30 protein-coding genes are annotated in these 22,704 nt (G+C 65.7%); 19 read left to right on the top strand and 11 right to left on the bottom strand.

Annotated features, from left to right (window positions below; translation table 11 throughout):
* Window positions 1–279: 279 nt before the first annotated feature.
* The gene (locus tag FM104_RS04530; protein WP_143738246.1) at window positions 280–657 is read left to right on the top strand and encodes a hypothetical protein; all 378 of its coding nucleotides are present in this window, start codon (window positions 280–282) and stop codon (window positions 655–657) included.
* An 18-nt stretch (window positions 658–675) separates the two neighbouring features.
* Here FM104_RS04530 and FM104_RS04525 read toward each other — a convergent pair whose 3' ends face one another.
* Window positions 676–1,788, bottom strand: a complete 1,113-nt coding sequence (locus FM104_RS04525) for a COX15/CtaA family protein (RefSeq protein ID WP_087130252.1) — start codon at window positions 1,786–1,788, stop codon at window positions 676–678.
* A 231-nt stretch (window positions 1,789–2,019) separates the two neighbouring features.
* On the opposite strand from FM104_RS04525, the gene sufB reads away from it, so the two are divergent.
* From sufB to FM104_RS04500, 5 genes are read left to right on the top strand one after another with little or no spacing between them, the layout of a single operon-like run.
* Window positions 2,020–3,438 (top strand): Fe-S cluster assembly protein SufB, encoded by a 1,419-nt coding sequence (gene sufB / locus FM104_RS04520; protein WP_087130251.1) that lies wholly within the window; start codon window positions 2,020–2,022, stop codon window positions 3,436–3,438.
* On the top strand, window positions 3,438–4,634 hold the full coding sequence (gene sufD, locus FM104_RS04515; protein ID WP_087130250.1) for a Fe-S cluster assembly protein SufD: 1,197 nt from the start codon (window positions 3,438–3,440) through the stop codon (window positions 4,632–4,634). The genes sufB and sufD overlap by 1 nt, the downstream gene beginning before the upstream one ends.
* Window positions 4,631–4,957, top strand: a complete 327-nt coding sequence (locus FM104_RS04510; RefSeq protein WP_087130249.1) for a non-heme iron oxygenase ferredoxin subunit — start codon at window positions 4,631–4,633, stop codon at window positions 4,955–4,957. The genes sufD and FM104_RS04510 overlap by 4 nt, the downstream gene beginning before the upstream one ends.
* Window positions 4,958–5,728, top strand: coding sequence for a Fe-S cluster assembly ATPase SufC (gene sufC, locus FM104_RS04505; protein WP_087130248.1), 771 nt, complete (start codon window positions 4,958–4,960; stop codon window positions 5,726–5,728).
* A gap of 9 nt (window positions 5,729–5,737) precedes the next feature.
* On the top strand, window positions 5,738–6,067 hold the full coding sequence (locus FM104_RS04500) for a metal-sulfur cluster assembly factor (RefSeq protein WP_087130247.1): 330 nt from the start codon (window positions 5,738–5,740) through the stop codon (window positions 6,065–6,067).
* 71 nt (window positions 6,068–6,138) lie between these two features.
* On the opposite strand, the gene FM104_RS04495 is transcribed toward FM104_RS04500, so the two are convergent.
* Entirely contained in the window at window positions 6,139–6,711 is a 573-nt protein-coding gene (locus tag FM104_RS04495) for a TetR family transcriptional regulator (protein WP_087130246.1), read from the bottom strand.
* 78 nt (window positions 6,712–6,789) lie between these two features.
* Between FM104_RS04495 and FM104_RS04490 the strand changes: the two genes are divergently transcribed.
* The 5 genes from FM104_RS04490 to FM104_RS04470 all read left to right on the top strand — a co-directional run bounded on the left by FM104_RS04490 (window position 6,790) and on the right by FM104_RS04470 (window position 10,666).
* Window positions 6,790–7,365, top strand: coding sequence for a biotin transporter BioY (locus FM104_RS04490; RefSeq protein ID WP_087130281.1), 576 nt, complete (start codon window positions 6,790–6,792; stop codon window positions 7,363–7,365).
* Window positions 7,355–8,065 (top strand): energy-coupling factor ABC transporter ATP-binding protein, encoded by a 711-nt coding sequence (locus tag FM104_RS04485; RefSeq protein WP_087130245.1) that lies wholly within the window; start codon window positions 7,355–7,357, stop codon window positions 8,063–8,065. The genes FM104_RS04490 and FM104_RS04485 overlap by 11 nt, the downstream gene beginning before the upstream one ends.
* Entirely contained in the window at window positions 8,062–8,658 is a 597-nt protein-coding gene (locus FM104_RS04480) for an energy-coupling factor transporter transmembrane component T family protein (protein WP_087130244.1), read from the top strand. Before FM104_RS04485 ends, FM104_RS04480 begins: the two co-directional genes overlap by 4 nt.
* Window positions 8,655–8,981, top strand: a complete 327-nt coding sequence (locus tag FM104_RS04475) for a CHY zinc finger protein (protein ID WP_087130243.1) — start codon at window positions 8,655–8,657, stop codon at window positions 8,979–8,981. The genes FM104_RS04480 and FM104_RS04475 overlap by 4 nt, the downstream gene beginning before the upstream one ends.
* 86 nt (window positions 8,982–9,067) lie before the next feature.
* Window positions 9,068–10,666, top strand: coding sequence for an ABC-F family ATP-binding cassette domain-containing protein (locus FM104_RS04470; protein WP_087130242.1), 1,599 nt, complete (start codon window positions 9,068–9,070; stop codon window positions 10,664–10,666).
* Between the two features lie 48 nt (window positions 10,667–10,714).
* Here FM104_RS04470 and FM104_RS04465 read toward each other — a convergent pair whose 3' ends face one another.
* The 5 genes from FM104_RS04465 to FM104_RS04445 form a co-directional block, all read right to left on the bottom strand.
* Entirely contained in the window at window positions 10,715–11,263 is a 549-nt protein-coding gene (locus FM104_RS04465; RefSeq protein WP_087130241.1) for a GrpB family protein, read from the bottom strand.
* A 69-nt stretch (window positions 11,264–11,332) separates the two neighbouring features.
* A complete protein-coding gene (locus FM104_RS04460; RefSeq protein ID WP_087130240.1) occupies window positions 11,333–12,148 on the bottom strand; it encodes an SURF1 family cytochrome oxidase biogenesis protein in 816 nt (271 codons plus the stop codon).
* Window positions 12,145–12,342, bottom strand: coding sequence for a hypothetical protein (locus tag FM104_RS04455; protein WP_087130239.1), 198 nt, complete (start codon window positions 12,340–12,342; stop codon window positions 12,145–12,147). The genes FM104_RS04460 and FM104_RS04455 overlap by 4 nt, the downstream gene beginning before the upstream one ends.
* Complete coding sequence (locus FM104_RS04450; protein WP_179206667.1) at window positions 12,339–12,689, bottom strand: DUF3099 domain-containing protein; 351 nt, start codon at window positions 12,687–12,689, stop codon at window positions 12,339–12,341. The genes FM104_RS04455 and FM104_RS04450 overlap by 4 nt, the downstream gene beginning before the upstream one ends.
* A 68-nt stretch (window positions 12,690–12,757) precedes the next feature.
* A complete protein-coding gene (locus tag FM104_RS04445; RefSeq protein ID WP_087130238.1) occupies window positions 12,758–13,333 on the bottom strand; it encodes a DUF4190 domain-containing protein in 576 nt (191 codons plus the stop codon).
* A 119-nt stretch (window positions 13,334–13,452) separates the two neighbouring features.
* On the opposite strand from FM104_RS04445, the gene FM104_RS04440 reads away from it, so the two are divergent.
* Complete coding sequence (locus FM104_RS04440; protein WP_087130237.1) at window positions 13,453–14,163, top strand: beta-ketoacyl-ACP reductase; 711 nt, start codon at window positions 13,453–13,455, stop codon at window positions 14,161–14,163.
* Between the two features lie 21 nt (window positions 14,164–14,184).
* On the opposite strand, the gene FM104_RS04435 is transcribed toward FM104_RS04440, so the two are convergent.
* Genes FM104_RS04435 through glgC form a run of 3 tightly spaced genes read right to left on the bottom strand, consistent with a single transcriptional unit; the run spans window position 14,185 to window position 16,821 of the window.
* Window positions 14,185–14,871, bottom strand: a complete 687-nt coding sequence (locus FM104_RS04435) for an alpha/beta fold hydrolase (protein ID WP_087130236.1) — start codon at window positions 14,869–14,871, stop codon at window positions 14,185–14,187.
* Window positions 14,872–14,927: 56 nt separating this feature from the next.
* Window positions 14,928–15,563 (bottom strand): phosphoserine phosphatase SerB, encoded by a 636-nt coding sequence (gene serB, locus FM104_RS04430; RefSeq protein ID WP_087130235.1) that lies wholly within the window; start codon window positions 15,561–15,563, stop codon window positions 14,928–14,930.
* 16 nt (window positions 15,564–15,579) lie between these two features.
* Window positions 15,580–16,821, bottom strand: coding sequence for a glucose-1-phosphate adenylyltransferase (gene glgC / locus FM104_RS04425; RefSeq protein WP_087130234.1), 1,242 nt, complete (start codon window positions 16,819–16,821; stop codon window positions 15,580–15,582).
* 46 nt (window positions 16,822–16,867) lie between these two features.
* Between glgC and glgA the strand changes: the two genes are divergently transcribed.
* The 3 genes from glgA (at window position 16,868) to FM104_RS04410 (ending at window position 19,193) form a co-directional block, all read left to right on the top strand.
* Complete coding sequence (glgA, locus tag FM104_RS04420) at window positions 16,868–18,052, top strand: glycogen synthase (RefSeq protein ID WP_087130279.1); 1,185 nt, start codon at window positions 16,868–16,870, stop codon at window positions 18,050–18,052.
* An 18-nt stretch (window positions 18,053–18,070) separates the two neighbouring features.
* A complete protein-coding gene (locus FM104_RS04415) occupies window positions 18,071–18,853 on the top strand; it encodes an ABC transporter ATP-binding protein (protein ID WP_087130233.1) in 783 nt (260 codons plus the stop codon).
* Between the two features lie 85 nt (window positions 18,854–18,938).
* The gene (locus FM104_RS04410; RefSeq protein ID WP_087130232.1) at window positions 18,939–19,193 is read left to right on the top strand and encodes a type B 50S ribosomal protein L31; all 255 of its coding nucleotides are present in this window, start codon (window positions 18,939–18,941) and stop codon (window positions 19,191–19,193) included.
* A gap of 111 nt (window positions 19,194–19,304) precedes the next feature.
* On the opposite strand, the gene FM104_RS04405 is transcribed toward FM104_RS04410, so the two are convergent.
* Entirely contained in the window at window positions 19,305–20,042 is a 738-nt protein-coding gene (locus tag FM104_RS04405; protein ID WP_087130231.1) for a 3'-5' exonuclease, read from the bottom strand.
* Between the two features lie 46 nt (window positions 20,043–20,088).
* On the opposite strand from FM104_RS04405, the gene FM104_RS04400 reads away from it, so the two are divergent.
* The 4 genes from FM104_RS04400 (at window position 20,089) to FM104_RS16725 (ending at window position 22,556) form a co-directional block, all read left to right on the top strand.
* Entirely contained in the window at window positions 20,089–20,712 is a 624-nt protein-coding gene (locus tag FM104_RS04400) for a LysE family translocator (RefSeq protein ID WP_087130278.1), read from the top strand.
* A gap of 39 nt (window positions 20,713–20,751) precedes the next feature.
* Entirely contained in the window at window positions 20,752–21,273 is a 522-nt protein-coding gene (gene msrA, locus FM104_RS04395) for a peptide-methionine (S)-S-oxide reductase MsrA (RefSeq protein ID WP_087130230.1), read from the top strand.
* A 133-nt stretch (window positions 21,274–21,406) separates the two neighbouring features.
* On the top strand, window positions 21,407–21,958 hold the full coding sequence (locus FM104_RS04390) for a single-stranded DNA-binding protein (protein WP_179206666.1): 552 nt from the start codon (window positions 21,407–21,409) through the stop codon (window positions 21,956–21,958).
* A 70-nt stretch (window positions 21,959–22,028) separates the two neighbouring features.
* On the top strand, window positions 22,029–22,556 hold the full coding sequence (locus tag FM104_RS16725) for a DUF6993 domain-containing protein (protein WP_256971517.1): 528 nt from the start codon (window positions 22,029–22,031) through the stop codon (window positions 22,554–22,556).
* The last annotated feature ends 148 nt before the right edge of the window (window positions 22,557–22,704 follow it).

The raw sequence follows: 22,704 nt of genomic DNA, 5'->3' as shown, positions 1-22,704 counted from the left end.
GCATGCTCCTCATCGGCGGCGCACTGACCAGCCCCCACCTCAAGTAGGAAGAGCCGGATTGCTGAGGTTTTTACGGCTGGCTCTGAGGTTGACAGTGAGCGGTTCACCCGTGCGCTGAGCCAGGCGGTGACGACAAGCTCCGGGATGGACTCCCAGAGCGCCTCTTCCTCGCGAGGTCCGAAAGCCTATGACAGCGAGTCTCGGCATGCTCGGATGCGAGACAAGTCTGCGTGGATACCGGAGGAGTCATTGCGGCTTCCGGAGTCATTCGCAAGCCAGGTGGAAGCACACGAGAAGGTGCGCGTCGGTGTCCCGTTCAGCGACGTTCGCAACTGGGTGGTTGAACTGGATGGGAAGCGAATGGGGATGATCACGGTCAACAAGAACTCATTTCATCTCCGTCTCGAAGTGCGATGGCTCACGCACAGGCAACCTGACGTGTATCTGCAACGTTTCCAGGAAGTTTTTGGAAATGACCACCGCTTTAGCGCGGAGGAGAAAGCAGTTTTCATCGCAAAGATCGGGCCCGATGAGGGAGAGTTTGTCGACCGCCTCGCGAGATTCTGGCTCCAGCTGATCGACGATGAACTCGAAACGCAGAAACTTCCTGCGACCCGACGAGCGCCTGCTGCGACAGCGCTTGGCTTAGATCAATGAGGATCGCGCAGCACAGGATCAATCGGTGGCATCGACCGGCCGCTTGAGGTGCATCACGACGACGGTGTATGCCGCCGCCGACAGTGCGGCCAGCACCATGTGGATGCCCACCAGCAGAGCCGGAAGTCCTTCTCGCGCCTGCCACACGCCGACGAGCACCTGAACAAGGATCGCGGCGGCGAGGACGAGCATCCAACGGCGCACATCGAGCTTCAGTGCCCACGCCGACACCAGCAGGACCGCGACCAGTCCGGCAAGGATGTAGCCCGGCCACGAGTGCACGTGTGCGAGCACGGTCGCGTCGAACCCGTGTCGGAGCACATCGGCATCGCCGGAGTGCGGTCCAGAACCGGTGGTGAGCACACCGAACAGAATGGTGAGCGCGAGCGCGAGGCCGGTGATGTGGCCGAGAACGGAGAACCAGACCGGAACCGCACGCTCGCGCGGGCCCGGCGCGGCATACATCCGCACGAGGAATGCCGCCGTCACGCAGACGAGCAGCAGCGACGAGACGTAGTGGAAGCCGACGATGAATGGGTTCAGGCCGGTGAGCACCGTGATGCCGCCGACGAAAGCCTGCGCGACCACGCCGACCAGCGTGATCCAGGCGAGCACGTTCAGATCGCGTCGCACGTTATTGCCACGCACCGAGTCGATGGCGGCGATGATGCTGACCAGCAGCAGCACGGCAGAGGCGATGGGGAACGCCGGCAGGTGCAGCGGTGCCGCGATCGCGTAGGCGATGCCGGCGAGCACCACGCCTGCGCCCGCGAACCACAGGGCACGCGTGAGTGCACGCTTGCCGCCGATGGCGAACAGGAGCACCAGCACGACCGCGATGGCGATGATGCCGACGACGCCGGTCATGGTGCGGTTGCCGAATTCGATCAGCCCATGGATGCCCTGTTCCGGCGTCGGCACGAGGGAATCGGGGGTGCACAGCGGCCATTCCGAGCATCCGAGTCCGGAACCGGTGAGCCGCACCGCGCCGCCGGTGCCGATGATGATCGTCTCGGTGATGAAGGACAGCCACGCGAAGATGCGCAGCGCGCGACTCCACGGTGCCGGGGAATGCGCGGGGGAGCGTCGGCTTTCGGCCGCAGAAGATTCGGGCGCGCGGGTCTCGGGCATGGCTCCTCCGCTTCGCGATGGGCGGGCCGCGGCCCGTCGCCAGGCGAAACCTGTAGAATCGGATTGTTGTGATGGGCGCGACAAGCGCGTCGTCCATCAGTAACAGTTTAGGCGCGTGTTGCGCGCCAACGACGAGGGCCCATCATCGGCATCCGATCTCCGCACACTCGACGGAGATGAGATGTGCCGGGGCGGAGGACACCGCCTGGGCCCGTGTGAGGAGAGTGTGTCATGTCGGATGTGCTGATCGACCGCCCGGAACTTGATGGTCTGGGGGTGTACGAGTTCGGCTGGCACGATGCTGATGCCGCAGGCGCCAGCGCAAGACGTGGTCTCTCTGAAGCCGTGGTTCGCGACATCTCCGCGCTCAAGAGCGAACCGGAATGGATGCTGAAGACGCGCCTCAAGGGCCACCAGCTCTTCGGCCGCAAGCCGATGCCGACGTGGGGTGCTGATCTCAGTGGCATCGACTTCGACCACATCAAGTACTTCGTCCGCTCCACAGAGAAGCAGGCGCAGTCGTGGGAGGACCTTCCCGACGATATCAAGAACACCTACGAGCGCCTGGGCATCCCCGAGGCCGAGCGTCAGCGCCTCGTCGCCGGCGTCGCCGCGCAGTACGAGTCCGAAGTCGTCTACCACCAGATCCGCGAGGACCTGGAGCAGCAGGGCGTCATCTTCATGGACACCGACACGGCGCTGCGCGAGCACCCCGAGTTCTTCGAAGAGTACTTCGGCACCGTCATCCCGTCCGGCGACAACAAGTTCGCGGCCCTCAACACGGCGGTGTGGTCGGGCGGCTCGTTCGTCTACGTCCCCAAGGGCGTGCACGTCGAGATTCCGCTTCAGGCCTACTTCCGCATCAACACCGAGAACATGGGCCAGTTCGAGCGGACCCTGATCATCGCTGACGAAGACAGCTACGTGCACTACATCGAGGGCTGCACGGCGCCGATCTACAAGTCGGACTCGCTGCACTCGGCCGTCGTCGAGATCATCGTGAAGAAGAACGCCCGCGTTCGCTACACGACGATCCAGAACTGGTCGAACAACGTCTACAACCTCGTCACCAAGCGTGCCGTGGCGCACGAAGGCGCGACGATGGAATGGGTCGATGGCAACATCGGCTCGAAGGTGACGATGAAGTACCCGTCGATCTATCTGATGGGCGAGCACGCCAAGGGCGAGACGCTCTCGGTCGCCTTCGCCGGTCCCGGTCAGCACCAGGACGCGGGCGCCAAGATGATCCACATGGCGCCGCACACGCAGTCGTCGATCGTGTCGAAGTCCATCGCGCGCGGTGGCGGACGCTCCGGTTACCGCGGCGAGATCCGCGTCGATCCGGGTGCGCACCACTCGGCCAACTCGGTGGTCTGCGATGCGCTACTGGTCGACACGCAGTCCCGCTCCGACACCTATCCCTCGATCGACATTCGCGTCGACGACGTGACCCTCGGTCACGAGGCCACCGTCTCGAAGGTCAGCGCCGAGCAGCTCTTCTACCTGCAGTCGCGCGGGATCGAAGAGACCGAGGCGATGGCGATGATCGTGCGCGGTTTCATCGAGCCGATCGCACGCGAGCTGCCGATGGAATACGCGATGGAACTGAACAAGCTCATCGAGATGGGCATGGAAGGATCGGTCGGCTGATGACGGCCCCCACACAGGCGCCTGCACAGGCGCCGCAGACGAACGCGCACATCGACCCGGCGGCTCAGGTCTCTGATGCCGGCTTCGTGCCGGTGCAGACCCGCTCGGAGCGGCCCCGGTCTTTCGACCCCGAGGACTTCGGAGCCCCCACCGGCCGGGAGGTCAACTGGAAGCACACCCCCGTCGCGCAGCTGAAGTCGCTGTTCGAGACGGGCGACACGAATGACGGCGTCACCTGCACCGTCAGCGACGAGCAGTACGTCCGCCCCGCTCTGGCGCACGGCTCGGCACCGCGTGGCGAGTTCTTCGTCCCGGAGGACGTCACCGCCGCCGTGGCCTGGCAGGGATCGTCGGATGCCATGCACATCAGCATCCCGAACGATGAAGAAGTCGCGGAGCCGATCGTCGTGGAGATCCACGGCAACGGCGGGCGCGCGAATGCGCATCTCGTCGTCGAGGCCGGGCGCCACAGTGTGTCGACGGTCATCCTGCGCCACACTGGCACCGCCCAGTATGCGCAGAACGTCGAGATCATCGTGCGCGATGGTGCCAAGCTCAAGCTCGTCACGGTGCAGCAGTGGGAGGACGACGCGATTCACGCGTCCGCCCACCAGGCGCGTGTCGACCGCGATGCAGAGCTCACACATATCGTCGTCAGCTTCGGCGGCGGCATCGTGCGCGTGAACCCGAACGTGGAGCTGGCCGGTGCGGGTTCGCACGGCTACCTGTACGGGCTGTCATTCGCCGACGCCGGTCAGCACCTGGAGAGCCAGGTGTACCTGCACCACAAGGGCGAGCACACCACGGGCGACGTGCTCTACAAGGGCGCGCTGCACGGTGCGAAGGCACGCAGCGTATGGATCGGCGACGTGCTTATCGGACCGGATGCCACCGGCACCGACTCCTATGAGGCAAACCGCAACCTCGTGCTCAGCGAGGGCGCACACGCCGACTCGATCCCGAACCTCGAGATCCAGACCGGCGACATCGCCGGCGCCGGCCACGCCAGTGCCACCGGACGCTTCGACGATGAGCAGCTGTTCTACCTGCAGGCGCGCGGCATCACCGAGCAAGAGGCGCGGCGACTGGTCGTGCTCGGCTTCCTCACCGAGGTCGTGCAGCGCATCGGCATCCCGTCTCTGCAGGACGAGCTCATGACAGCCGTCGAAGGAGAGCTCGCGGCGGTGACCGCATGAGCGCACAGCGCGCCTGTGCAGTCAGCGAACTCGAGCAGGACACGCCACTGCTCGTCGAGCTGGATGGTGTCCCGATAGCACTAGTGAAGGACTCCGATGGTGAGATCCACGCCATCGGCGACCGTTGCACCCACGGCGATATCTCGCTGTCCGAGGGGTTCGTCGAAGGGAAGACGCTGGAATGCTGGGCACATGGCTCCGCGTTCTCGCTCGACACCGGCATGCCCCTCAACCTCCCCGCTTACGAGCCCGTCCCCGTCTACATCGTCCAGATCGACGGCGACGACGTGCTCATCGACCCCACTGTCACGAAGGAAGTCTGAATGTCTGTTCTCGAGATCCGCGACCTGCACGTAACGGTCGAGACTGATCAGGGTACGACGCCGATCCTCAACGGGATCGATCTCACCATCAACACCGGTGAGACGCACGCCATCATGGGCCCCAACGGCTCCGGCAAGTCGACTCTGGCCTACACGATCGCCGGCCACCCGAAGTACACCGTCACCCAGGGCTCCATCACCTTCGATGGTGAAGATGTCCTCGCGATGAGCGTCGACGAGCGCGCACGCGCAGGGCTGTTCCTCGCCATGCAGTACCCGGTGGAGATCCCCGGCGTCACGGTGACGAACTTCCTTCGCACCGCGAAGACCGCCATCGACGGCGAGGCGCCTTCCGTCCGTCAGTGGATGAAGGACGTCAAGAGCTCCATGAGCAACCTGCGCATGGATGCCAAGTTCGCCCAGCGCAACGTCAACGAGGGCTTCTCCGGTGGCGAGAAGAAGCGCCACGAGATCCTGCAGCTCGAGATGCTGAAGCCGAAGTTCGCCATCCTCGACGAGACCGACTCCGGCCTCGACGTCGATGCGCTGAAGATCGTCTCCGAGGGCGTCAACCGCGCCAAGGAGGAGAGCAACCTCGGTGTGCTGCTGATCACGCACTACACGCGTATCCTCCGCTACATCCGTCCGGCATTCGTGCACGTGATCGTGGCGGGCAAGATCGTCGAAGAAGGCGGCTCAGAGCTCGCCGACCGGCTCGAGGACGAGGGCTACGACCGCTACCTCGACCCCGCGGCCCCGATCGAAGCGTAGGCTGAGGTCATGACGGCGACGCTCACCGAGGAGAAATACGAAGAGGTCACCGAGGCGCTCAAAGATGTCATGGACCCGGAACTCGGGATCAATGTCGTCGACCTCGGGCTGATCTACGACCTCGCATGGGATGACGAGAACGATGCTCTCATCATTCATATGACGCTCACCAGCGCCGGTTGCCCGCTGACGGATGTGCTCGAAGAGCAGACCGCACAGGCTCTGGATGCGGTGGTCGATCGCTTCCGCATCAACTGGGTGTGGATGCCACCGTGGGGTCCGGAGAAGATCACCGACGACGGGCGCGACATGATGCGCGCGCTCGGCTTCGCGATCTGAGCTGACGACGAAAGGACGGGGAGTCACCGCCGGCGGTGACTCCCCGTCCTTTCGTATACCCGCAGGCCCGTTCAGGCAGGAGGGCGCACGGCTCGGAGTCCGGTCATGGCGCGGATGCCGGACTCGAAGACCTCCGTCGCCAGCGCGGCCGGATCCTCGGCATCCGCTTCGACCGCGCCTATGCTCTGCGCATGCATGCGCTGCTGCAGCAGAGTGGCGTGCCCCAGGATGAACTCGAACACGGCATCCGCGAGTGGTGTCCGCGCGGCGTCCTCTTGCACAGGCGACACCGGTGCGAGTGAGGCGGCCAGCGCCCGCTGCGCACGAGCAGCGCCGAGTCGCAGCGCATAGCTGCTCATGACGACCTCGGCGCCGTCCCGGTAGGTCAGCAGCGCGTCGCGGATGGCATGGGCGACATCGGCGGGAGCCGCCGAGCTGTCGGGCTCTGGCACTGCCTCGAGGATGCGATCTGCGACCCCGGCGAGCAGAGCCTGTTTGTTGGGGAAGTGCCAGTACAGCGCGCTCGGCTGCACATCGAGTTCGGTCGAGAGCCGGCGCATCGACAGATCGGGCAGGCCGACCTCATCGAGCAGTCGCAGCGCGCAGGCGATGACGCTGTGGCGGTCGTGGCGGGCGGGAGGCATGAAGCCAGTATAGTGAACACTGTTCAGGTGAACACCGTTCAGGTTGATTCGCCGGTCTTCTCTCCCGAAAGGATCCCGATGTCCGACGCTCCCCGTCCGCTCGGCGCAGATCTCGCCCGCATCGCCGTCTTCGCGGCTCTCATCGTCGTTCTCGGCACAGTCATGGTGCCCGTGCCCGGCGGGGTGCCGATCACCGGGCAGACGCTCGGCGTCATGCTCGCCGGTCTCATCCTCGGCGCGCGCCGTGCGCCGCTCGCGATTCTGGTGGTGCTGGTTCTCGCTGCGGTCGGGCTGCCCGTGCTGGCGGGCGGCCGCGGCGGCATCGGGGTGTTCTTCGGGCCCACGGCCGGATACCTTCTCGGTTGGCTTGTCGGAGTCGTCGTGATCGGGCTGATCGCCCACCATCGCCGCTTCACCTGGTGGCGGGCGGGCATCGCCGCGGTCATCGGCGGCATTCTGGTCATCTATCTCTTCGGCATCCCGATCCAGGCGCTCGTGACCGGGGTGCCGATCGGCCCCACGGCCCTGTCAAGCCTTGTATTCCTGCCCGGCGACCTGCTGAAGGCCGTCGCAGCCACAGTGCTGGCCGTCGCCCTGCGCCGCGCCTACCCACGCGCATTCCCCGCCCAAGCGCGCGCTGTGCATGCGGTCTGAATCACTCTCTGATTCGGACTCCCAGCCGGACGCCATCACTCTCGATGACGTCCGGCTCGAGGTCGATGGCGCAGTACTGCTGCGTGATGTGACGCTGCGGCTGAACTCGACACGTACTGCTGTCATCGGCGCGAACGGCTCCGGAAAGTCGACGTTCGGGCGTCTGCTGAACGGGCTGCGCAGCCCTACCGCAGGCACGATCCGCGTGCACGGTTTGGATCCCGTGCGCGAAGCATCCGCCGTGCGTCGTCGTGTCGGGTTCGTCTTCACCAATCCTGAGACGCAGATCCTGATGCCCACGCCGGCAGAGGATCTGACGCTCTCGCTGCGCGACACGCCGCGTGCTGAGCGCCCTGCGCGGGTCGAGGCGCTGCTTGCCGAGTACGGATTGGCAGATAAGAGCGATGTCCCGGTGTCATCGCTGTCGGGCGGACAACGGCAGCTGCTGGCGATCGCAGCGGTGCTGGCAACCGAGCCGGCTCTGGTCGTCGCCGACGAGCCCACCACCCTGCTCGACCTGCGCAACGCCCGTCGAATCGGCGATCTGCTGCTCTCGCTCGGCGTGCCGCTCGTGCTGATCACCCACGATCTGGAGCTCGCGGCGCGATGCGACGAAGCGGTGCTGTTCGAGGATGGCGGCGTGCGCGCGGTGGGTGCGCCGGATGCCGTGATCGACGAGTATCGGCGGAGCCTGGCGTGATCTCGCTCTACGTGGCGGGCGATGGCGTGCTGCACCGCGCACCGTCGGGGTGGAAGCTCGCCGCGCTCGCGGTGACCGGCCTCGCTCTCTCACTGCTGCGGCCGAGCCCGCTCGCCACAGCCATCGTGCTGGTGGTCGTCTCTGCGCTGTATCCCTTCGGCCGGTTGCCATGGCGGGCGCTGTTGACCGCATGGTGGCGGCTGCGCTGGCTGATCCTGGTGCTCGGAGGTGCGCTGTGGATCTTCACGTCTGTGCAGGATGCGGTCGTCAACACCGGTCGGGTGGTGTCGCTGCTGCTGCTGGCAGACCTCGTCACCCGCACGACGCGCATGGGAGACCTGCTCGAGGTGCTGCAGCGGGTACTCCGGCCGCTGCGCCATGTCGGAGTCGTTCCGGATGCTGTGGCCTTGACGATCTCGTTGACGATCGCGATGATCCCGGTCATCGCGGGTTTCGCCGGGCAGGTTCGCGATGCGCAGCGAGCCCGCGGTGTGCGGCTCGGGCTGCGGAGCGCTCTGCCGCTGCTGGTGCTGACGATGCGGCACGCCGATGATGTCGGCGATGCGCTGATCGCACGCGGAGTCGCGCGATGATCAGCATCGGCGGATATCGCGTGCTCGGGGCGACAGTCGATGCGCAGGCACGATGCGAGCACTATCGCAACGATGCGGATGTGATCTCGATCCTGTTCCACTGCTGCCGCGAGTGGTATCCGTGCGTGCGCTGCCATGATGCGGTTGTCAGGCACTCGCGGACCGTCTGGCCTGCGGGGTCCGACCATGCGCACGCAATCCTCTGCGGCGCGTGCGCGACGACGATGACGATCGCCGAGTACCGTGCGGCGGAGAGATGTCCGCGATGTGCGGCGCCATTCAACCCCGGGTGCGCACTGCACCACCCGCTGTACTTCAGCTGACTCCGGTCTCGCAGGTGCGCCGCGTATACTGAGGGGCTGGCCATTCGGCCGATTCCCCTGTTCTCTCCCGAAGATCGGACTTTGCTGTGCTTGCCGTGCACGAACTCGAGATCCGCGTCGGAGCACGCGTGCTCATGGCGGACGTGTCGTTCCGCGTCGCCGCCGGCGACAAGATCGGCCTGGTGGGCCGCAACGGCGCAGGCAAGACGACCCTGACGAAGGTGCTCGCCGGCGACGTGCTGGCATCAGACGGCAAAGTGACCCGGTCGGGAGAAATCGGCTACCTGCCGCAGGATCCGCGCACCGGCGACCCGGAGATGCTCGCCCGCACTCGCATTCTGGATGCACGCGGCCTCGGCACCCTGCAGCTAGGAATGGCCACCGCATCGCACGACATGGCATCGGATGACCCGAAGATCGCCGAGCGCGCCATGCGCAAATTCGGCAACCTCACCGAGCGCTTCGAGGCGCTCGGAGGATACGCAGCCGAAGCAGAAGCCGCGTCGATCGCGAACAATCTCTCGCTGCCCGATCGCATCCTCGACCAGCCTCTGAAAACTCTCTCAGGTGGTCAGCGTCGACGCATCGAGCTCGCGCGCATCCTCTTCTCCGACGCCGACACGATGATCCTCGACGAGCCGACCAACCACCTCGACGCGGACAGCGTCGTGTGGCTGCGCGAGTTCCTGAAGGGCTACAAAGGCGGCCTCATCGTGATCAGCCACGATGTCGAGCTCGTGGGCGAGACAGTGAACCGGGTCTTCTACCTCGACGCGAACCGCCAGATCATCGATATCTACAACATGAACTGGAAGAACTACCTGCGTCAGCGGGTGGCTGATGAGGAGCGTCGCAAGAAGGAGCGCACCAACACCGAGAAGAAGGCGACGCAGCTGCAGATGCAGGCCGCACGCTTCGGCGCGAAGGCGTCCAAGGCCGCGGCGGCTCACCAGATGGTGGCGCGTGCGGAGAAGATGCTCGCTGGTCTCGACGACGTTCGCCAGCAGGACCGCGTGGCGAAACTGCGCTTCCCGAAGCCCGCGCCGTGCGGCAAGACGCCGCTGATGGCATCCGGTCTGTCGAAGTCGTACGGGTCACTGGAGATCTTCACCGACGTCGACCTGGCGATCGACCGCGGCTCGAAAGTTGTTGTGCTGGGGCTGAACGGTGCCGGAAAGACAACGCTCTTGCGTCTGCTCGCCGGCGTCGACACCCCCGATACCGGCCAGCTGGAGCCGGGGCACGGACTGAAGGTCGGCTACTACGCACAGGAGCACGAGAACCTGGACGTCGATCGCTCGGTGCTGCAGAACATGGTGTCGGCGGCTCCGCACATCACCGAGACCGAAGCGCGCAAGGTGCTCGGGTCGTTCCTGTTCACCGGCGATGACGTGCTCAAGCCGGCCGGGGTGCTCTCCGGCGGCGAGAAGACGCGGCTGTCGCTCGCGACGCTCGTGGTCTCGTCGGCGAACATGCTCCTGCTCGACGAGCCGACGAACAACCTCGATCCGGCGTCTCGCGAAGAGATCCTCGACGCGCTCGCGCACTACGAAGGGGCCGTCGTGCTCGTCTCGCACGATCCGGGTGCGGTCCAGTCGCTCAATCCCGAGCGCGTGCTGATCCTTCCCGACGGTGTCGAAGACATCTGGAGCAAGGAATACCAGGACCTGATCGAGCTCGCCTAGCTCTCGTCACTCCGCAGATCTGCACTATTCCGCACTGGTTTCGCGGGGTCAGCGGCCGCGGCGCGGCAGAATGAAGGATTCCTTGCCGTCGATGTAGGCGAGACGGTCATCGGGATGCTGCGCGGCCAGGCGGCGTTTGAGAATGCCATAGGCGTCGCGATCAGCGGGATTCGTGCGCAGGTGGTTACGGAACGCGAGGTAGCGTCGCCAGTCGGCGTCGCCGTGCTCGAGCACATGCACGTTCGCGAGGCGGATCATCGGCTCGAGTTCGTAACCGTACATCCGGTCAGGGCGGATGCCGTCGGCATTCCCGCGCAGCAGCATCCCGTGGCCGATCAGCCAGTCATCCAGTGAGCTCATCTCGGCGCCTGATCGGACGCCGATCAGCACGTCGAGGATCGGCTTGGCATCCAGGCCGGGGACGGAAGTAGATCCGATGTGCTCGATCGCGATGACGGATGCTGGCGCATTCGAAGCGAGGGTCGCATGGACGTCCACGAACGCGCGAGCCCAGGAATCCGATGCCGGAGCGATATCGACGATCCCGCGCCGCAATCCGAGGTCTGCGCGCAAGAACGCCTGGGCAAGTCTCTGCACCCCGCGAGGCTACCAGCGGGCTGGCTGTCACCGCAGATAGCGCAGTGACGGTCGCACAGGGGAGTGCGCTCAGCTGCGCACGGTGTCCAGCAGCGCGTCTTCGTGGTCGGCATCGCGATCGCGACGGCGCCGGGGCTCGCGCTTCGGAATCTCACCGGCGTCTTCCTTCGCCTTCACGATCTCGATGCGGATGACGTAGCCGATGAAGGCGAACCCCATGATCGCGAACAGGATCCATTGGATCGCGTACGACAGGTGGGGCCCGGGGTCGTCTGTGGGGGAGATGAAGCCACCAAGGTGGCCCTCGCCCGCCGGATCCTCGGAGACGATTTGACCGTAGGTGCCGGTGATCAGCTCGGAGTTCACCCGATCTGCAATGGTGGGCAGGTTGATGGTCGGGACTTGACCCTCGGGGGCGCTGCGGCCAGATGAGGGCACTGCCTCACCGGGGCGCAGGCGCACGATCACCGTGACGTCGCCCTGAGGGGGAGCGGGTATGACGGCGGGCACAGCATCTTCGCCCGAAGAGAGCCAGCCGCGATCGACCAGCAGAACCTGGCCGTTCTCGTCCTGGAACGGCACGAGGACCTCGAACGCGCTCGTTCCGCCGTGCGGTCGATTGCGCACCAGCAGCTGCTGCTCTGGGAGATACCTGCCGCGCAGGGCGACGGGATGCCACTCGTCGGAGGGATCGAGCTCTCCGGCCGCGCCCACCAGGTCGCCCAGCGGCACCGGTGTGGCATCGTAGTTCTGCTCGACGAGTTCGATCTGCGTGGATCGTTCGATATTTCGATCGAACTGCCATTGCGAGAGAAAAAAACATGCGATGGCGAAGCCGATCGCTACGAGTACGTATGCGCCCCAGCGCAGCAAGCGTTGACTCACTCCGGAAGGCCCCTGTTCACTTCGACCGGGAAATCCCGTGCCTTCAGATATTCGCTCAGGAAGCCGACGTGCTCATCGCAGGCCAGCCAGATCTTCCTGCGATCGTCACCGTGGATGCGCGGGTTGCGCCAGACGATGTGATGCGTGGCCGCGGTGCGGCAATCGGCGCGTGAGCAGATGCTCTCTTCGCTCATGACGGATCGTCTCCGCGTTCGCGAACCGTGATCACTTCGGGAGCATCCTCGACGGTCTTCGTCGGGTCGGGGCCGGCTGTCTCAGCCAACTGCAGCACAGGAGATTCGACCGTGGTGGCCGTGCTGTCGCTGCCGGCGTTGGCGTAGACGACAGCGAGGTAGGGCAGCACGATGGCTCCGGCGGCGAACGCCCAGGTCCACCATCCGAGCGGCACCAGTGCCATCAGCAGGAAGCACACCATCCTGATGCCCATCGTGAGCGCATACCGGTGCACACGATGGTTCGCCTCGTCACTGGGAGACTGCGGCAACGAGGTGACAGCGGGGGCATGTCGAGTGGTTTTCACGGTGCCTCCAGCCTACGCCGCGACCGGACCTCTCGGGTGCTCGTGCGAGGCGCCGATCGCACCTCAGATCACGAAAAGTTCATGAAGCCCGGCAGCGACAGCAGCGAGCCGAAAATCAGGAGCATGACGATGATCAGGATCGCCATCAGCACGGCCATCCCCAGCACGATGTAGCCCGTGATGAGACCGGTGAGCATCATTCCGTTTCCGGTCTGAGTCGGGTTCCTCTTCAGCTGTCCGTGCGCAACGTGCCCGAACACGACGGCGGCGATCGGCACGATGATCGGCACCAGGAAAGCCATGGTGAAGGGGATCATCAGGATGCCGGAGAGGCCGAGGATCATCGACGCGAGCGCTGATCCGTTTCGCGGCCTCGGAGCCGCATAGACCTGCATCGGGTAGGCAGGCGCGGGGTAGTGCTGCCCCGGATACTGCTGGACCGCAGGGTACTGCTGGACCGGGTACTGCTGAACCGCAGGGTACTGCTGCCCCGGGTACTGCTGCGCCGCAGGGTACTGCTGCGCCGCGTACTGCTCCCGCTGTTGCTCAGAGGGTGGATACCCGGCCGCTGGTGGCGGTGGCGTCATCGGTACGCCCGCCGGAATGTACGGTGCGTTCGGGTCGGCAGGATGCTCGCTGCTCACGTTTCCCCCTTGTGGTCCTCCCGCCAGGCTGGCAGGCGGCACGGATGCTGTCAAACCATCCCATCCACAGCGTCGGTAGGATGGCGGGCGACCCCTTTCCCCTGAGTAGGAGCCCGCATATGAGCGCTGATCGTGTCGTCCTCGTGACCGGTGGAAACCGCGGCATCGGCCGCGCGATCGCCGAGCGCTTCGTCCGTGACGGATACCGTGTCGCCGTGACCGCGCGCAGCGGCGAGGGGCCTGAAGGAACGCTCACCGTGCGCGCCGACGTCACGGATGCCGTCACCATCGATGCCGCCTTCACTGAGGTGGAGCAGAAGCTCGGTCCGGTCGAGGTCGTCGTGGCGAACGCCGGAATCACGAAGGACACCTTGCTGATGCGGATGAGCGAAGACGATTTCGACAGCGTCGTGGCCACCAACCTGGGCGGTACCTTCCGCGTCGTGAAGCGCGCCTCCAAGAGCATGCTGCGCGCCCGCTTCGGAAGGGTCATTCTCATCTCCAGCGTCGTGGGCCTGTATGGCTCGGCGGGTCAGGTCAACTACGCGGCGTCGAAGAGCGCGCTCGTCGGATTCGCCCGTTCCCTCACTCGCGAATTGGGCGGCCGCGGCATCACCACCAACGTTGTGGCCCCCGGATTCATCGAGACTGATATGACAGCCGAGCTGCCGGAGGAGACGCAGAAGCAGTACAAGGCCAGCATCCCCGCCGGGCGGTTCGCGACACCCGATGAGGTCGCCGCGGCAGTCACCTGGCTGGCGGGCGACGACGCCGCCTACATTTCAGGTGCAGTCATCCCCGTCGACGGCGGTCTCGGGATGGGACACTGACGCACCGGCGCTCAGGCAGCGTCAGCGCGCCACAGCGGCAAGGATGAGCTCGCCGAGCCGGTCGGGCACGGTGAACTGCGGCCAGTGCCCCGAGTCGATCCGCACCACGCGGGCATCTTCGATCGACTGATACTCATCTCGATACGGTCCCCAGTCGGCGAGCTCCGACTCGAGCGTCTCCTGGTCGTAAGCGCCCATCAGGAGTGTGACCGGCACAGTGAATCGCCGATCCTCGGTCAGCGCGATCGGGTCGCTGGTCACGCGTGCGGGAACAGACTGCATTTTCGGCGCGGTGCGCCCGCGGGTCTCGGCATCGATGTCGAAGACATCGTCTTCGGGGAAGAAATCCCAGCCGGGGAATGGCACGACACCGTCGACGGTCTCGAAATCGCTGATGCCGCGCCCGGGCGCCGGGGGAACCGTGTCGACGAACACGACGTGCGCGATGCGGTCGGGCCGCGCATCCGCAGCGCCCCACGCGGCATTGCCGCCGCCCGAGTGCCCGACGAGTGCAACCGGGCCTTCGAGACTGTCGACGAGGTCGGCGAGGTGCGACACCCACTCGGCCATGCCGATCGCGGACTCCGGCTCGCCGACACCCGGCATCGTCAGCGGATGCACGCGGTGACCCGCGGCCTGCAATGAAGGGATCACGTCGTCCCACGCGGAAGCGTCCAGCCAGAGACCCGGTATCAGGATGATGTCCATGCGTCGACGTTAGTGTCCATCTCGGACATTCAGTGCGAGACCCGGTCAGAACCGGGTCAGGGCAGCAGGGGGATGACCTCGGCGAGATCCTGCGGGCCCACGACGATCGCGGCCGCGGCACGCACGGCGGGCTTCGCATTGAAGGCGATGCCGAGACCGGCCGCAGCCATCATCTCCAGATCGTTCGCCCCATCGCCGATCGCGATCGTGGCCCGCGGTGCGACGCCCAGCTCCGCGGCCCATTCGCGCAGCGATGCGGCCTTCGCCGCAGCATCCACGATGGTGCCGTCGACCGTGCCGACCAATGCACCGTCGGCGACGGAGAGACGATTGGCGCGCCAGCGATCCACGCCCAGGCCGGGGGCGACGTCGTCGAGAATCTCATGGAACCCGCCCGAGACGACCCCAACGATGCCACCACGCGAATGCACGGCCGCCGTCAGTTCCTGTACGCCGGGAGTGGGCTCGATCCGCTGCAGCACGCGTGCGAACGCGCTCACCGGCACATCTCTGAGTGCGGCGACTCGCGAGCGCAGACTCTCGGCGAAGTCGACCTCCCCGCGCATGGCGGCCTCGGTCGCGGCCTGAACCTCGGCGCGTCGGCCAGCCTCGTCGGCGATCAGTTCGATCACTTCGTTGCGGATCAGTGTGGAATCGGCGTCGAGGACGACAAGGAAGCGCGCAGCAGTCACGTCTCGAGCGTATCGGTCAGCGCGGGATGTGAATTCCCTTCCCGACCACGGTGATGCCCGAATCGGTGACGGTGAAGCCGCGCTCGATATCCCGTTCACGATCGACGCCGACGGTCGCACCGTCCTCGAGCACGACGTTCTTGTCGAGTACGGCACGATGCACGCGCGCGCCGAGTCCCAACTGCACCTGATCGAGCACGACCGAGTCGGTGATGGTGGAACCACCTGACGCCACTGTTCCGACGCCGATGACGCTGCGCTCCAGGTGTGTGCCGGAGAGCACCGAGCCGACCGAGACGATCGAGTCGATGGCATTGCCGATGCGTCCCACCGCGTCGCGGACGAACTTCGCCGGGGGTGTGTTGACGCTCTGGGTGCGGATCGGCCATGCGGTGTTGTAGAGGTTGAAGATCGGCAGTGTCGAGATGAGATCCATGTGCGCATCGAAGTACGAGTCGATGGTTCCGACGTCGCGCCAGTAGGAGCGGTCGCGCGGCGATGAGCCGGGCACATCGTTCTGCTTCATGTCGTAATAGCCGGCATCGCCGCGGTCGACGAAGTAGGGGATGATGTCGCCGCCCATATCGTGGCCGGAGGTCGCCGACTCGCCGTCGACCTCGACAGCGGCGATGAGCGCATCGGTGTTGAACACGTAGTTGCCCATCGACACGAGGACTTCGTTGGGGGAGTCGGGCAGGCCTTCCGGATCGGCCGGCTTCTCGAGGAATTCGCGGATGCGACCGGAGTCGGGGTCCACATCGATCACGCCGAACTGCGAGGCGAGCGCCAGCGGCTGTCGGATGCCGGCGACGGTCACACCCGCACCGGACTCGATGTGCGCGTCCACCATCTGCTGGAAGTCCATCCGGTAGACGTGGTCGGCACCGATCACGACGACGATGTCGGGCTTCTCATCGAAGATCAGGTTGAGGCTCTGCAGGATCGCGTCCGCAGAACCCGAGAACCAGCGCTTGCCCAATCGCTGCTGCGCGGGAACCGATGTCACATACGAGTCCAGAAGTGCAGACATCCGCCAGTTCTGCGAGACGTGTCTGTCGAGGCTGTGCGACTTGTACTGGGTGAGGACGACGACCTGCCGCAACCCGGAATTGATCAGGTTCGATATCGCGAAATCGATGAGACGGTACTGGCCGCCGAAGGGCACCGCCGGTTTCGCGCGGTCTGCCGTCAGTGGCATGAGTCGCTTGCCCTCGCCGCCGGCGAGGATGATCCCGAATACCTTCTTAGGTGCCGACATGGCTCCACCATAGAGCGCGAAGCGCGTCGTGTACTACCGTGCAGTCATGCGAGTCGACATCATCACCAAGGAGTACCCGCCCGAGATCTACGGCGGTGCGGGCGTGCACGTCGCCGAGTTGGTAGCCGCACTGCGCAGCAGCATCGACGTGCAGGTCAGGGCGTTCGGCGCCGATCGCACTGAGCAGGGCGCCCACTCGTACCGAACACCGGCCGAACTCGCCAGCGCGAACGCGGCCATCCAGACGCTGGGGACCGACCTGACAATGGTGGGAGATGTCGCGGGGGCCGATCTCGTGCACAGTCACACCTGGTACGCGAACTTCGCCGGACATCTGGCCTCTCAGCTGCACGGCATCCCGCATGTGCTCAGCGCGCACAGCCTCGAACCTCTGCGACCGTGGAAGGCCGAGCAGCTGGGCGGCGGTTACGCCGTCTCCAGCGGGATCGAGAAGCTGGCCTATGAGAACGCTGCCGCAATCATCGCGGTCAGCGCAGGCATGCGACAGGACATCCTGCGCAGCTACCCGCAGGTAGATCCGGCACGGGTGCGCGTGATCCACAACGGGATCGATGTCGATCAGTGGCACCCGGTCGAGAACACGGAGTTCCTGAAGAGCATCGGCATGGACGCCGACCGGCCTTCAGTGGTCTTCGTCGGCCGCATCACCCGTCAGAAGGGGCTGCCGTATCTGCTGCGCGCAATGCAGTCGCTTCCGCCCGAAGTGCAGCTGGTGCTGTGTGCGGGCGCGCCGGACACGCCCGAGATCATGGCCGAGGTGCAAGAGCTGGTGCGCGTGCTGCAGCAGACTCGGGAGGGCGTGATCTGGATAGAGCGGATGCTGCCGCGCGACGAGCTCTCGGCGATCCTGACCGCCGCGACGACATTCGTGTGTCCGTCCATCTACGAGCCACTGGGCATCGTGAACCTGGAGGCGATGGCCTGCGGTGCGGCCGTGGTCGGCACCGCCACCGGCGGGATCCCCGAAGTCGTCGAAGACGGCGTCACCGGTCGGCTGGTGGCGATCGAGCAGGTGCAGGACGGCACGGGCACCCCCGTGGACCCTGATCGCTACGTCGCAGATCTCGCCGAGGTGCTCACCGAGGTCACCGATGACAGTGCGCAGGCGGCGAAGTACGGTGCGGCCGGCCGCGAGCGGGCACGCGATCACTTCAGCTGGGGAGCGATTGCCGACACCACGCGCGCCCTGTACGAGGAGCTGACCCGCTGAGCCGATAGGCTGGACACCATGTCGAGCGCTCTGGATTTCACCGATGTCGTCGTGCGCCGTGACGGGCGCAACATCGTCGATCACGTGACCTGGGAGGTCGCGGAAGATCAGCGATGGGTCATCCTCGGACCGAACGGTGCGGGCAAGACGACGCTGCTGCAGCTGGCCGATACGCTGATGCACCCGACCGCAGGCACGGTAACCGTGCTGGGCGAGACGCTGGGACGAACCGACGTGTTCGAACTGCGGCCGCGCATCGGGTTCGCGTCTTCCGCGATGGCACGTCGCATCCCGCGGGACGAGACCGTGCTGAATGCCGTGATGACCGCGGCGTATTCGGTGCTCGGTCGATGGAACGAGAGCTACGAGGGAATCGATGAGCGTCGTGCCCGGCGCGTGCTGGCGGACTGGCGACTCGAGCACCTCGCGGACCGCGTGTTCGGCACGCTCAGCGACGGCGAGCAGAAGCGCGTCCAGATCGCTCGCGCCGTCATGACCGATCCGGAGCTGCTGCTCCTCGATGAGCCGACCGCGAGCCTCGATCTCGGATCGCGCGAGGAGTTGCTGCAGCTGCTCAGCGGCTATGCCGCATCGCCGACGACACCGGCGATGGTGATGGTCACGCACCACGTCGAAGAGATCCCGGTGGGCTTCACGCATGTGATGCTGCTGCGCGAGGGCCGTGTCGTGGCTGCCGGTCCCATCGCCGAGAACCTGACTGCAGACGCGCTCACCGAGGCCTTCGGCATGCCGATCGTGCTCACCTCTGAGGACGGCCGCTTCGCTGCGCGCGCATCATGACCGCTCTCGTCTGATAAGATCGACCCTTGGCGCCTGTGCGCCCTTCGACTTTCCGTAGTACACCCCGTCATCCAAGGAATCAGCAATGAAGACTGACATTCACCCCGACTACCAGGCCGTTGTTTTCCGTGACCTCGGTTCGGGCGAGACCTTCCTCACCCGTTCGACCGTCACCAGCGACAAGACGATCGAGCTCGACGGCGCGGAGTATCCCGTCATCGACGTCGAGATCTCCTCTGCATCGCACCCGTTCTACACGGGCAAGCAGCGCATCATGGACTCGGCCGGCCGCGTCGAGAAGTTCAACCAGCGCTTCAAGGGCTTCGGCGGCTCCAAGTAAGCCGCACGACAGGCCCCGCTTCGGCGGGGCCTTTGTCGTCCCTTGGCGCAACCGTCTCGCGCACCCAGTCACTCGAAGCTCACGCACTCGGGAGCTCAGGCACTCGAGAGCTCAGCCCCGCAGGGGCCAGCTGCCATCCAGCGACTCATCCGGATCCAGCCTGCCCACCTTGATGAAGTACTCGGTCAGGCTCGCCGCCTGATCGCGCGCCCATCCGATCTGCTGCGTGTGCAGCTCGGCTGCGGATTCGGGCAGCAGGAACGCCTTCGCCAGAGCCAGCGCGACGCGCCCGGCGGCGACAGCATCCGCCGAGGCCTCATGCGCGGCATCCAGCGGCACCTCGTAGTGCTCGGCGACCACCGACAGGGTCCGCTTGCCGCGGCGGAAGCGATCGTAGGCCTTGTCCAGCACGAGTGGGTCGATGACCGGGTGCGGAGCTTTCAGCACGGGCTGCCCGTGCCGCACAGCCTCATGCGCGAGCAGCGAGAAGTCATACGACGCGTTGTAGGCGACGATCGGCAGGCCCTGCTGGAACAGGGTCGCGAGAGCGTGTGTGATCTCCGCGATGACCTCGCCGGGCGGTCGGCCGTGCGCTCGCGCGTACTCGGTCGTCACGCCGTGCACAGCGGCGGCGCCATCGGGAATGGGGATGCCGGGATCGGCCAGCCAATCACGTGCGGCCACCTCGCGACCCCGGATGTCGAGCACACCGACGTGCGCGGTGACGATGCGGTCATTCGCGACGTCGACCCCCGTGGTCTCAAGGTCGAACACCCCGACACGCGTGAGCCAGGAGGGAGGAGTTGCGAGCGGGTTCATGCCCCTCACGGTAGAGCAGGGCAGGGACATCACCGGCGATTCCACGCCGGGGCAGGAGCATCCCTACACTGTGCTGGTGACGTGGACGATATGGCTCTCGCTGGTCGCGGCCTGCGTCGTGATCAGCCTCACTCCCGGCGCAGGGGCGATCAACACGATGAGCAACGCTCTCAGCCAGGGATGGCGTCGCTCACTGTGGGGTGTGCTGGGTCAGCAGGCGGCCCTGATTCTGCATATCGCGATCGTGGCGGCCGGTGTCGGACTGCTCGTCTCGCGGTCGCCGATTCTTTTCGAGATCATCCGATACGCGGGAGCCGCCTACCTGGCATACCTCGGTATCCGGCTGATCTTCACCCGGCCGCAGATCGACGACGCCTCCGACCAGACGCGGATTCGTGAACCCGCGTGGTCGATCTTTCGGCGCGGCTTCTGGGTGAATCTGCTCAATCCGAAGGCTATCGTCTTCTTCCTCGCGTTCGTTCCGCAGTTCGTGCGACTCGATCGCGACCCGCTGCCGCAGTACCTGATCCTCGTCGCGACGGTGCTCGTCGTCGATGTGCTCGTGATGTGGCTCTTCTTCGCTGCAGCTGCCAAGCCGTTTCGACGCTTCACGCGTCGAGAGCGCGGTCAGCGCGTGCTCAACAGCGTCTTCGGCGCGCTCTTCATCGTCGTCGCCGGTCTGCTGCTGTTCGTGCGCTGAGAGCGGCTCCGGCATCCGCAGAAGGCGTAGCGTGGAGTCATGGAAACATTTGTGCTCGCCGGCGGCTGCTTCTGGTGCCTGGATGCCGCATATCGCCCCCTTCGCGGTGTTCAGTCGGTCGTGTCCGGCTACACCGGCGGCTCGACGTCAGATCCCACCTACGAACAGGTGTGCACCGGCCGCACCGGCCACGCCGAAGCCGTGGCGGTGACCTTCGATCCCGACGTGATCCCAGCCGATGTCATCCTCGACGCGTTCTTCACGATGCACGACCCCCGGCAGCTGAATCGCCAGGGCAACGACGTGGGCACGCAGTACCGCAGTGCGATGTTCCCCGCTGACGATGCGCAGCGGCAGACATTCGAGACCGCGCGCGCGAGAGCCGCAACGCTCTGGGACGGCGAGCCGGTGACGACGATGGAAGCACTGGGCGCCTTCTACCCGGCCGAAGACGAGCATCAGGACTTCTTTGCCAAGAACCCCACCCAAGGGTACTGCCTGGCCGTCGCCGTTCCGAAGGTGAACAAGGTTCGCGCGCACTTCGCGCAGTATCTGGCCTGATCGCTTCGCTCTGCACATGCAGGGTAGTGCGTGAGTTGTCCACGGAACGCGGAGATCGTCGCGCGGACGTCGGCGGCCAGCATGCACTCTGTAGTCATCCGGGCGATGATCCGGGCTACAGAGGAGCATGGCTATGAGCAATGACACCGTGACGATTCGCGGGAACGTTGGAACAGATCCCGTCAAGAGCAGCACGCCAGGCGGGATGCCTGTCGTCAACTTCCGTGTCGGATCTTCGACCGGCTACTGGGATCGACGCACCGACAACTGGGTGGAGACAGGAACGAACTGGTACGCCGTATCGGCGTTCCGGGTGCTCGCCGACCACGCGAAGGCGTCGCTGCGGCGCGGAGATGCGGTGATCATCACGGGCACTGTGAAGCTGCGCGAATGGGAGAGCAACGGGCGCAAGGGATTCAGCGCCGACCTCGTCGCGGACGCGATCGGGCACGATCTCAGCCGCGGCACCAGCGCCTTCGTGCGGACGCCACGGCCGAATGCTGCCGTGCAGACTCCGCAGCGACCAGCATCGGACGACGTCACTGCGGCCGACATCGCTGCGGCTGCTTCCGAGCAGCCCGACGACTGGTCTCCCGCCGGCCTCACAAACGTCGGGCAGGCAATCGATCCGGATCTCGACCACGAGCCCTCGAATGAGAACGAGGACGAGCCTTCCTACGCCTAGTGCGGCATCTCGCATCCGGGCAGCGCCCCGGCGGCGGTGACAGCTCAGAGGCGGCTCTAGACTACAGAGCGTGTCTCGAGGATCAGCTGTCATCGCCGCCCGCACGCGTCGGCGCTGGAGCGTCGGCACGAGCGCGATCGCTCTGGCGGTCCTGTTGACCTCCTGCGGACTGGTGGGCGAGTCTCCGGCATCCGATCCCCAGCCTTCCGTGCCGCATGCCTCCGCATCGCCGGATCCGTCTTCCTCACCGGATCAGACGGAGCCCGAGCTGATCCCGGACGGCAGCGCGGCGGAGAATCTGCCGCTGTTCGCATCCGTCACCGCCAAGGTCTGGGCATCCGAGAAGCGCTCATCAGGCCGTGCCTACATCGATGCGTTGACGCAGGCTGGTTTCGACCGGACGCGGATGCAGGTCACGCAGGATCAGTCCACCGTGGGGCATGCGGCAGAGAGCCTGCAGTTCTCCGTGGCCTGGGGGGAGAGCGAATGCCTGGTCGGCCAGGTGGGGCCGTCGACGGGTGACCCTGTCACCGAGGTGATGCCGCAGCTGGCGGAAGGTCGGTGTCTGGTCGGTGCGACCAGGTCCATCGATTGGTGAGCGCGAGGCGAAGGCGGCACTGGCGAGGTCTGCGTCGCCGCGGATGCCTCTGACGTCATAACCTACCTGGGTGAACGGCGCGAGCGAGGGCGGGTAGGCTGGAGAGTCGGCTCCCGCAGTGGAGCCTGTTCCGCGTGCCTGCTGACAG

Source organism: Microbacterium esteraromaticum (genome assembly GCF_900163815.1).
Lineage (GTDB): Bacteria > Actinomycetota > Actinomycetes > Actinomycetales > Microbacteriaceae > Microbacterium > Microbacterium esteraromaticum_B.
Note: the sequence above shows the minus strand (reverse complement) of the source record. Positions and strands in the feature narration are given on the sequence as shown.

Coding starts and splice junctions, on each gene's coding strand:
- FM104_RS04525 (WP_087130252.1), bottom strand. CDS start 1,788: ATGCCCGAGACCCGCGCGCCCGAATCTTCTGCGGCCGAAAGCCGACGC.
- sufB (WP_087130251.1), top strand. CDS start 2,020: ATGTCGGATGTGCTGATCGACCGCCCGGAACTTGATGGTCTGGGGGTG.
- sufD (WP_087130250.1), top strand. CDS start 3,438: ATGACGGCCCCCACACAGGCGCCTGCACAGGCGCCGCAGACGAACGCG.
- FM104_RS04510 (WP_087130249.1), top strand. CDS start 4,631: ATGAGCGCACAGCGCGCCTGTGCAGTCAGCGAACTCGAGCAGGACACG.
- sufC (WP_087130248.1), top strand. CDS start 4,958: ATGTCTGTTCTCGAGATCCGCGACCTGCACGTAACGGTCGAGACTGAT.
- FM104_RS04500 (WP_087130247.1), top strand. CDS start 5,738: ATGACGGCGACGCTCACCGAGGAGAAATACGAAGAGGTCACCGAGGCG.
- FM104_RS04495 (WP_087130246.1), bottom strand. CDS start 6,711: ATGCCTCCCGCCCGCCACGACCGCCACAGCGTCATCGCCTGCGCGCTG.
- FM104_RS04490 (WP_087130281.1), top strand. CDS start 6,790: ATGTCCGACGCTCCCCGTCCGCTCGGCGCAGATCTCGCCCGCATCGCC.
- FM104_RS04485 (WP_087130245.1), top strand. CDS start 7,355: ATGCGGTCTGAATCACTCTCTGATTCGGACTCCCAGCCGGACGCCATC.
- FM104_RS04475 (WP_087130243.1), top strand. CDS start 8,655: ATGATCAGCATCGGCGGATATCGCGTGCTCGGGGCGACAGTCGATGCG.
- FM104_RS04455 (WP_087130239.1), bottom strand. CDS start 12,342: ATGAGCGAAGAGAGCATCTGCTCACGCGCCGATTGCCGCACCGCGGCC.
- FM104_RS04440 (WP_087130237.1), top strand. CDS start 13,453: ATGAGCGCTGATCGTGTCGTCCTCGTGACCGGTGGAAACCGCGGCATC.
- FM104_RS04435 (WP_087130236.1), bottom strand. CDS start 14,871: ATGGACATCATCCTGATACCGGGTCTCTGGCTGGACGCTTCCGCGTGG.
- glgC (WP_087130234.1), bottom strand. CDS start 16,821: ATGTCGGCACCTAAGAAGGTATTCGGGATCATCCTCGCCGGCGGCGAG.
- glgA (WP_087130279.1), top strand. CDS start 16,868: ATGCGAGTCGACATCATCACCAAGGAGTACCCGCCCGAGATCTACGGC.
- FM104_RS04415 (WP_087130233.1), top strand. CDS start 18,071: ATGTCGAGCGCTCTGGATTTCACCGATGTCGTCGTGCGCCGTGACGGG.
- FM104_RS04410 (WP_087130232.1), top strand. CDS start 18,939: ATGAAGACTGACATTCACCCCGACTACCAGGCCGTTGTTTTCCGTGAC.
- FM104_RS04405 (WP_087130231.1), bottom strand. CDS start 20,042: ATGTCCCTGCCCTGCTCTACCGTGAGGGGCATGAACCCGCTCGCAACT.
- msrA (WP_087130230.1), top strand. CDS start 20,752: ATGGAAACATTTGTGCTCGCCGGCGGCTGCTTCTGGTGCCTGGATGCC.
- FM104_RS04390 (WP_179206666.1), top strand. CDS start 21,407: ATGAGCAATGACACCGTGACGATTCGCGGGAACGTTGGAACAGATCCC.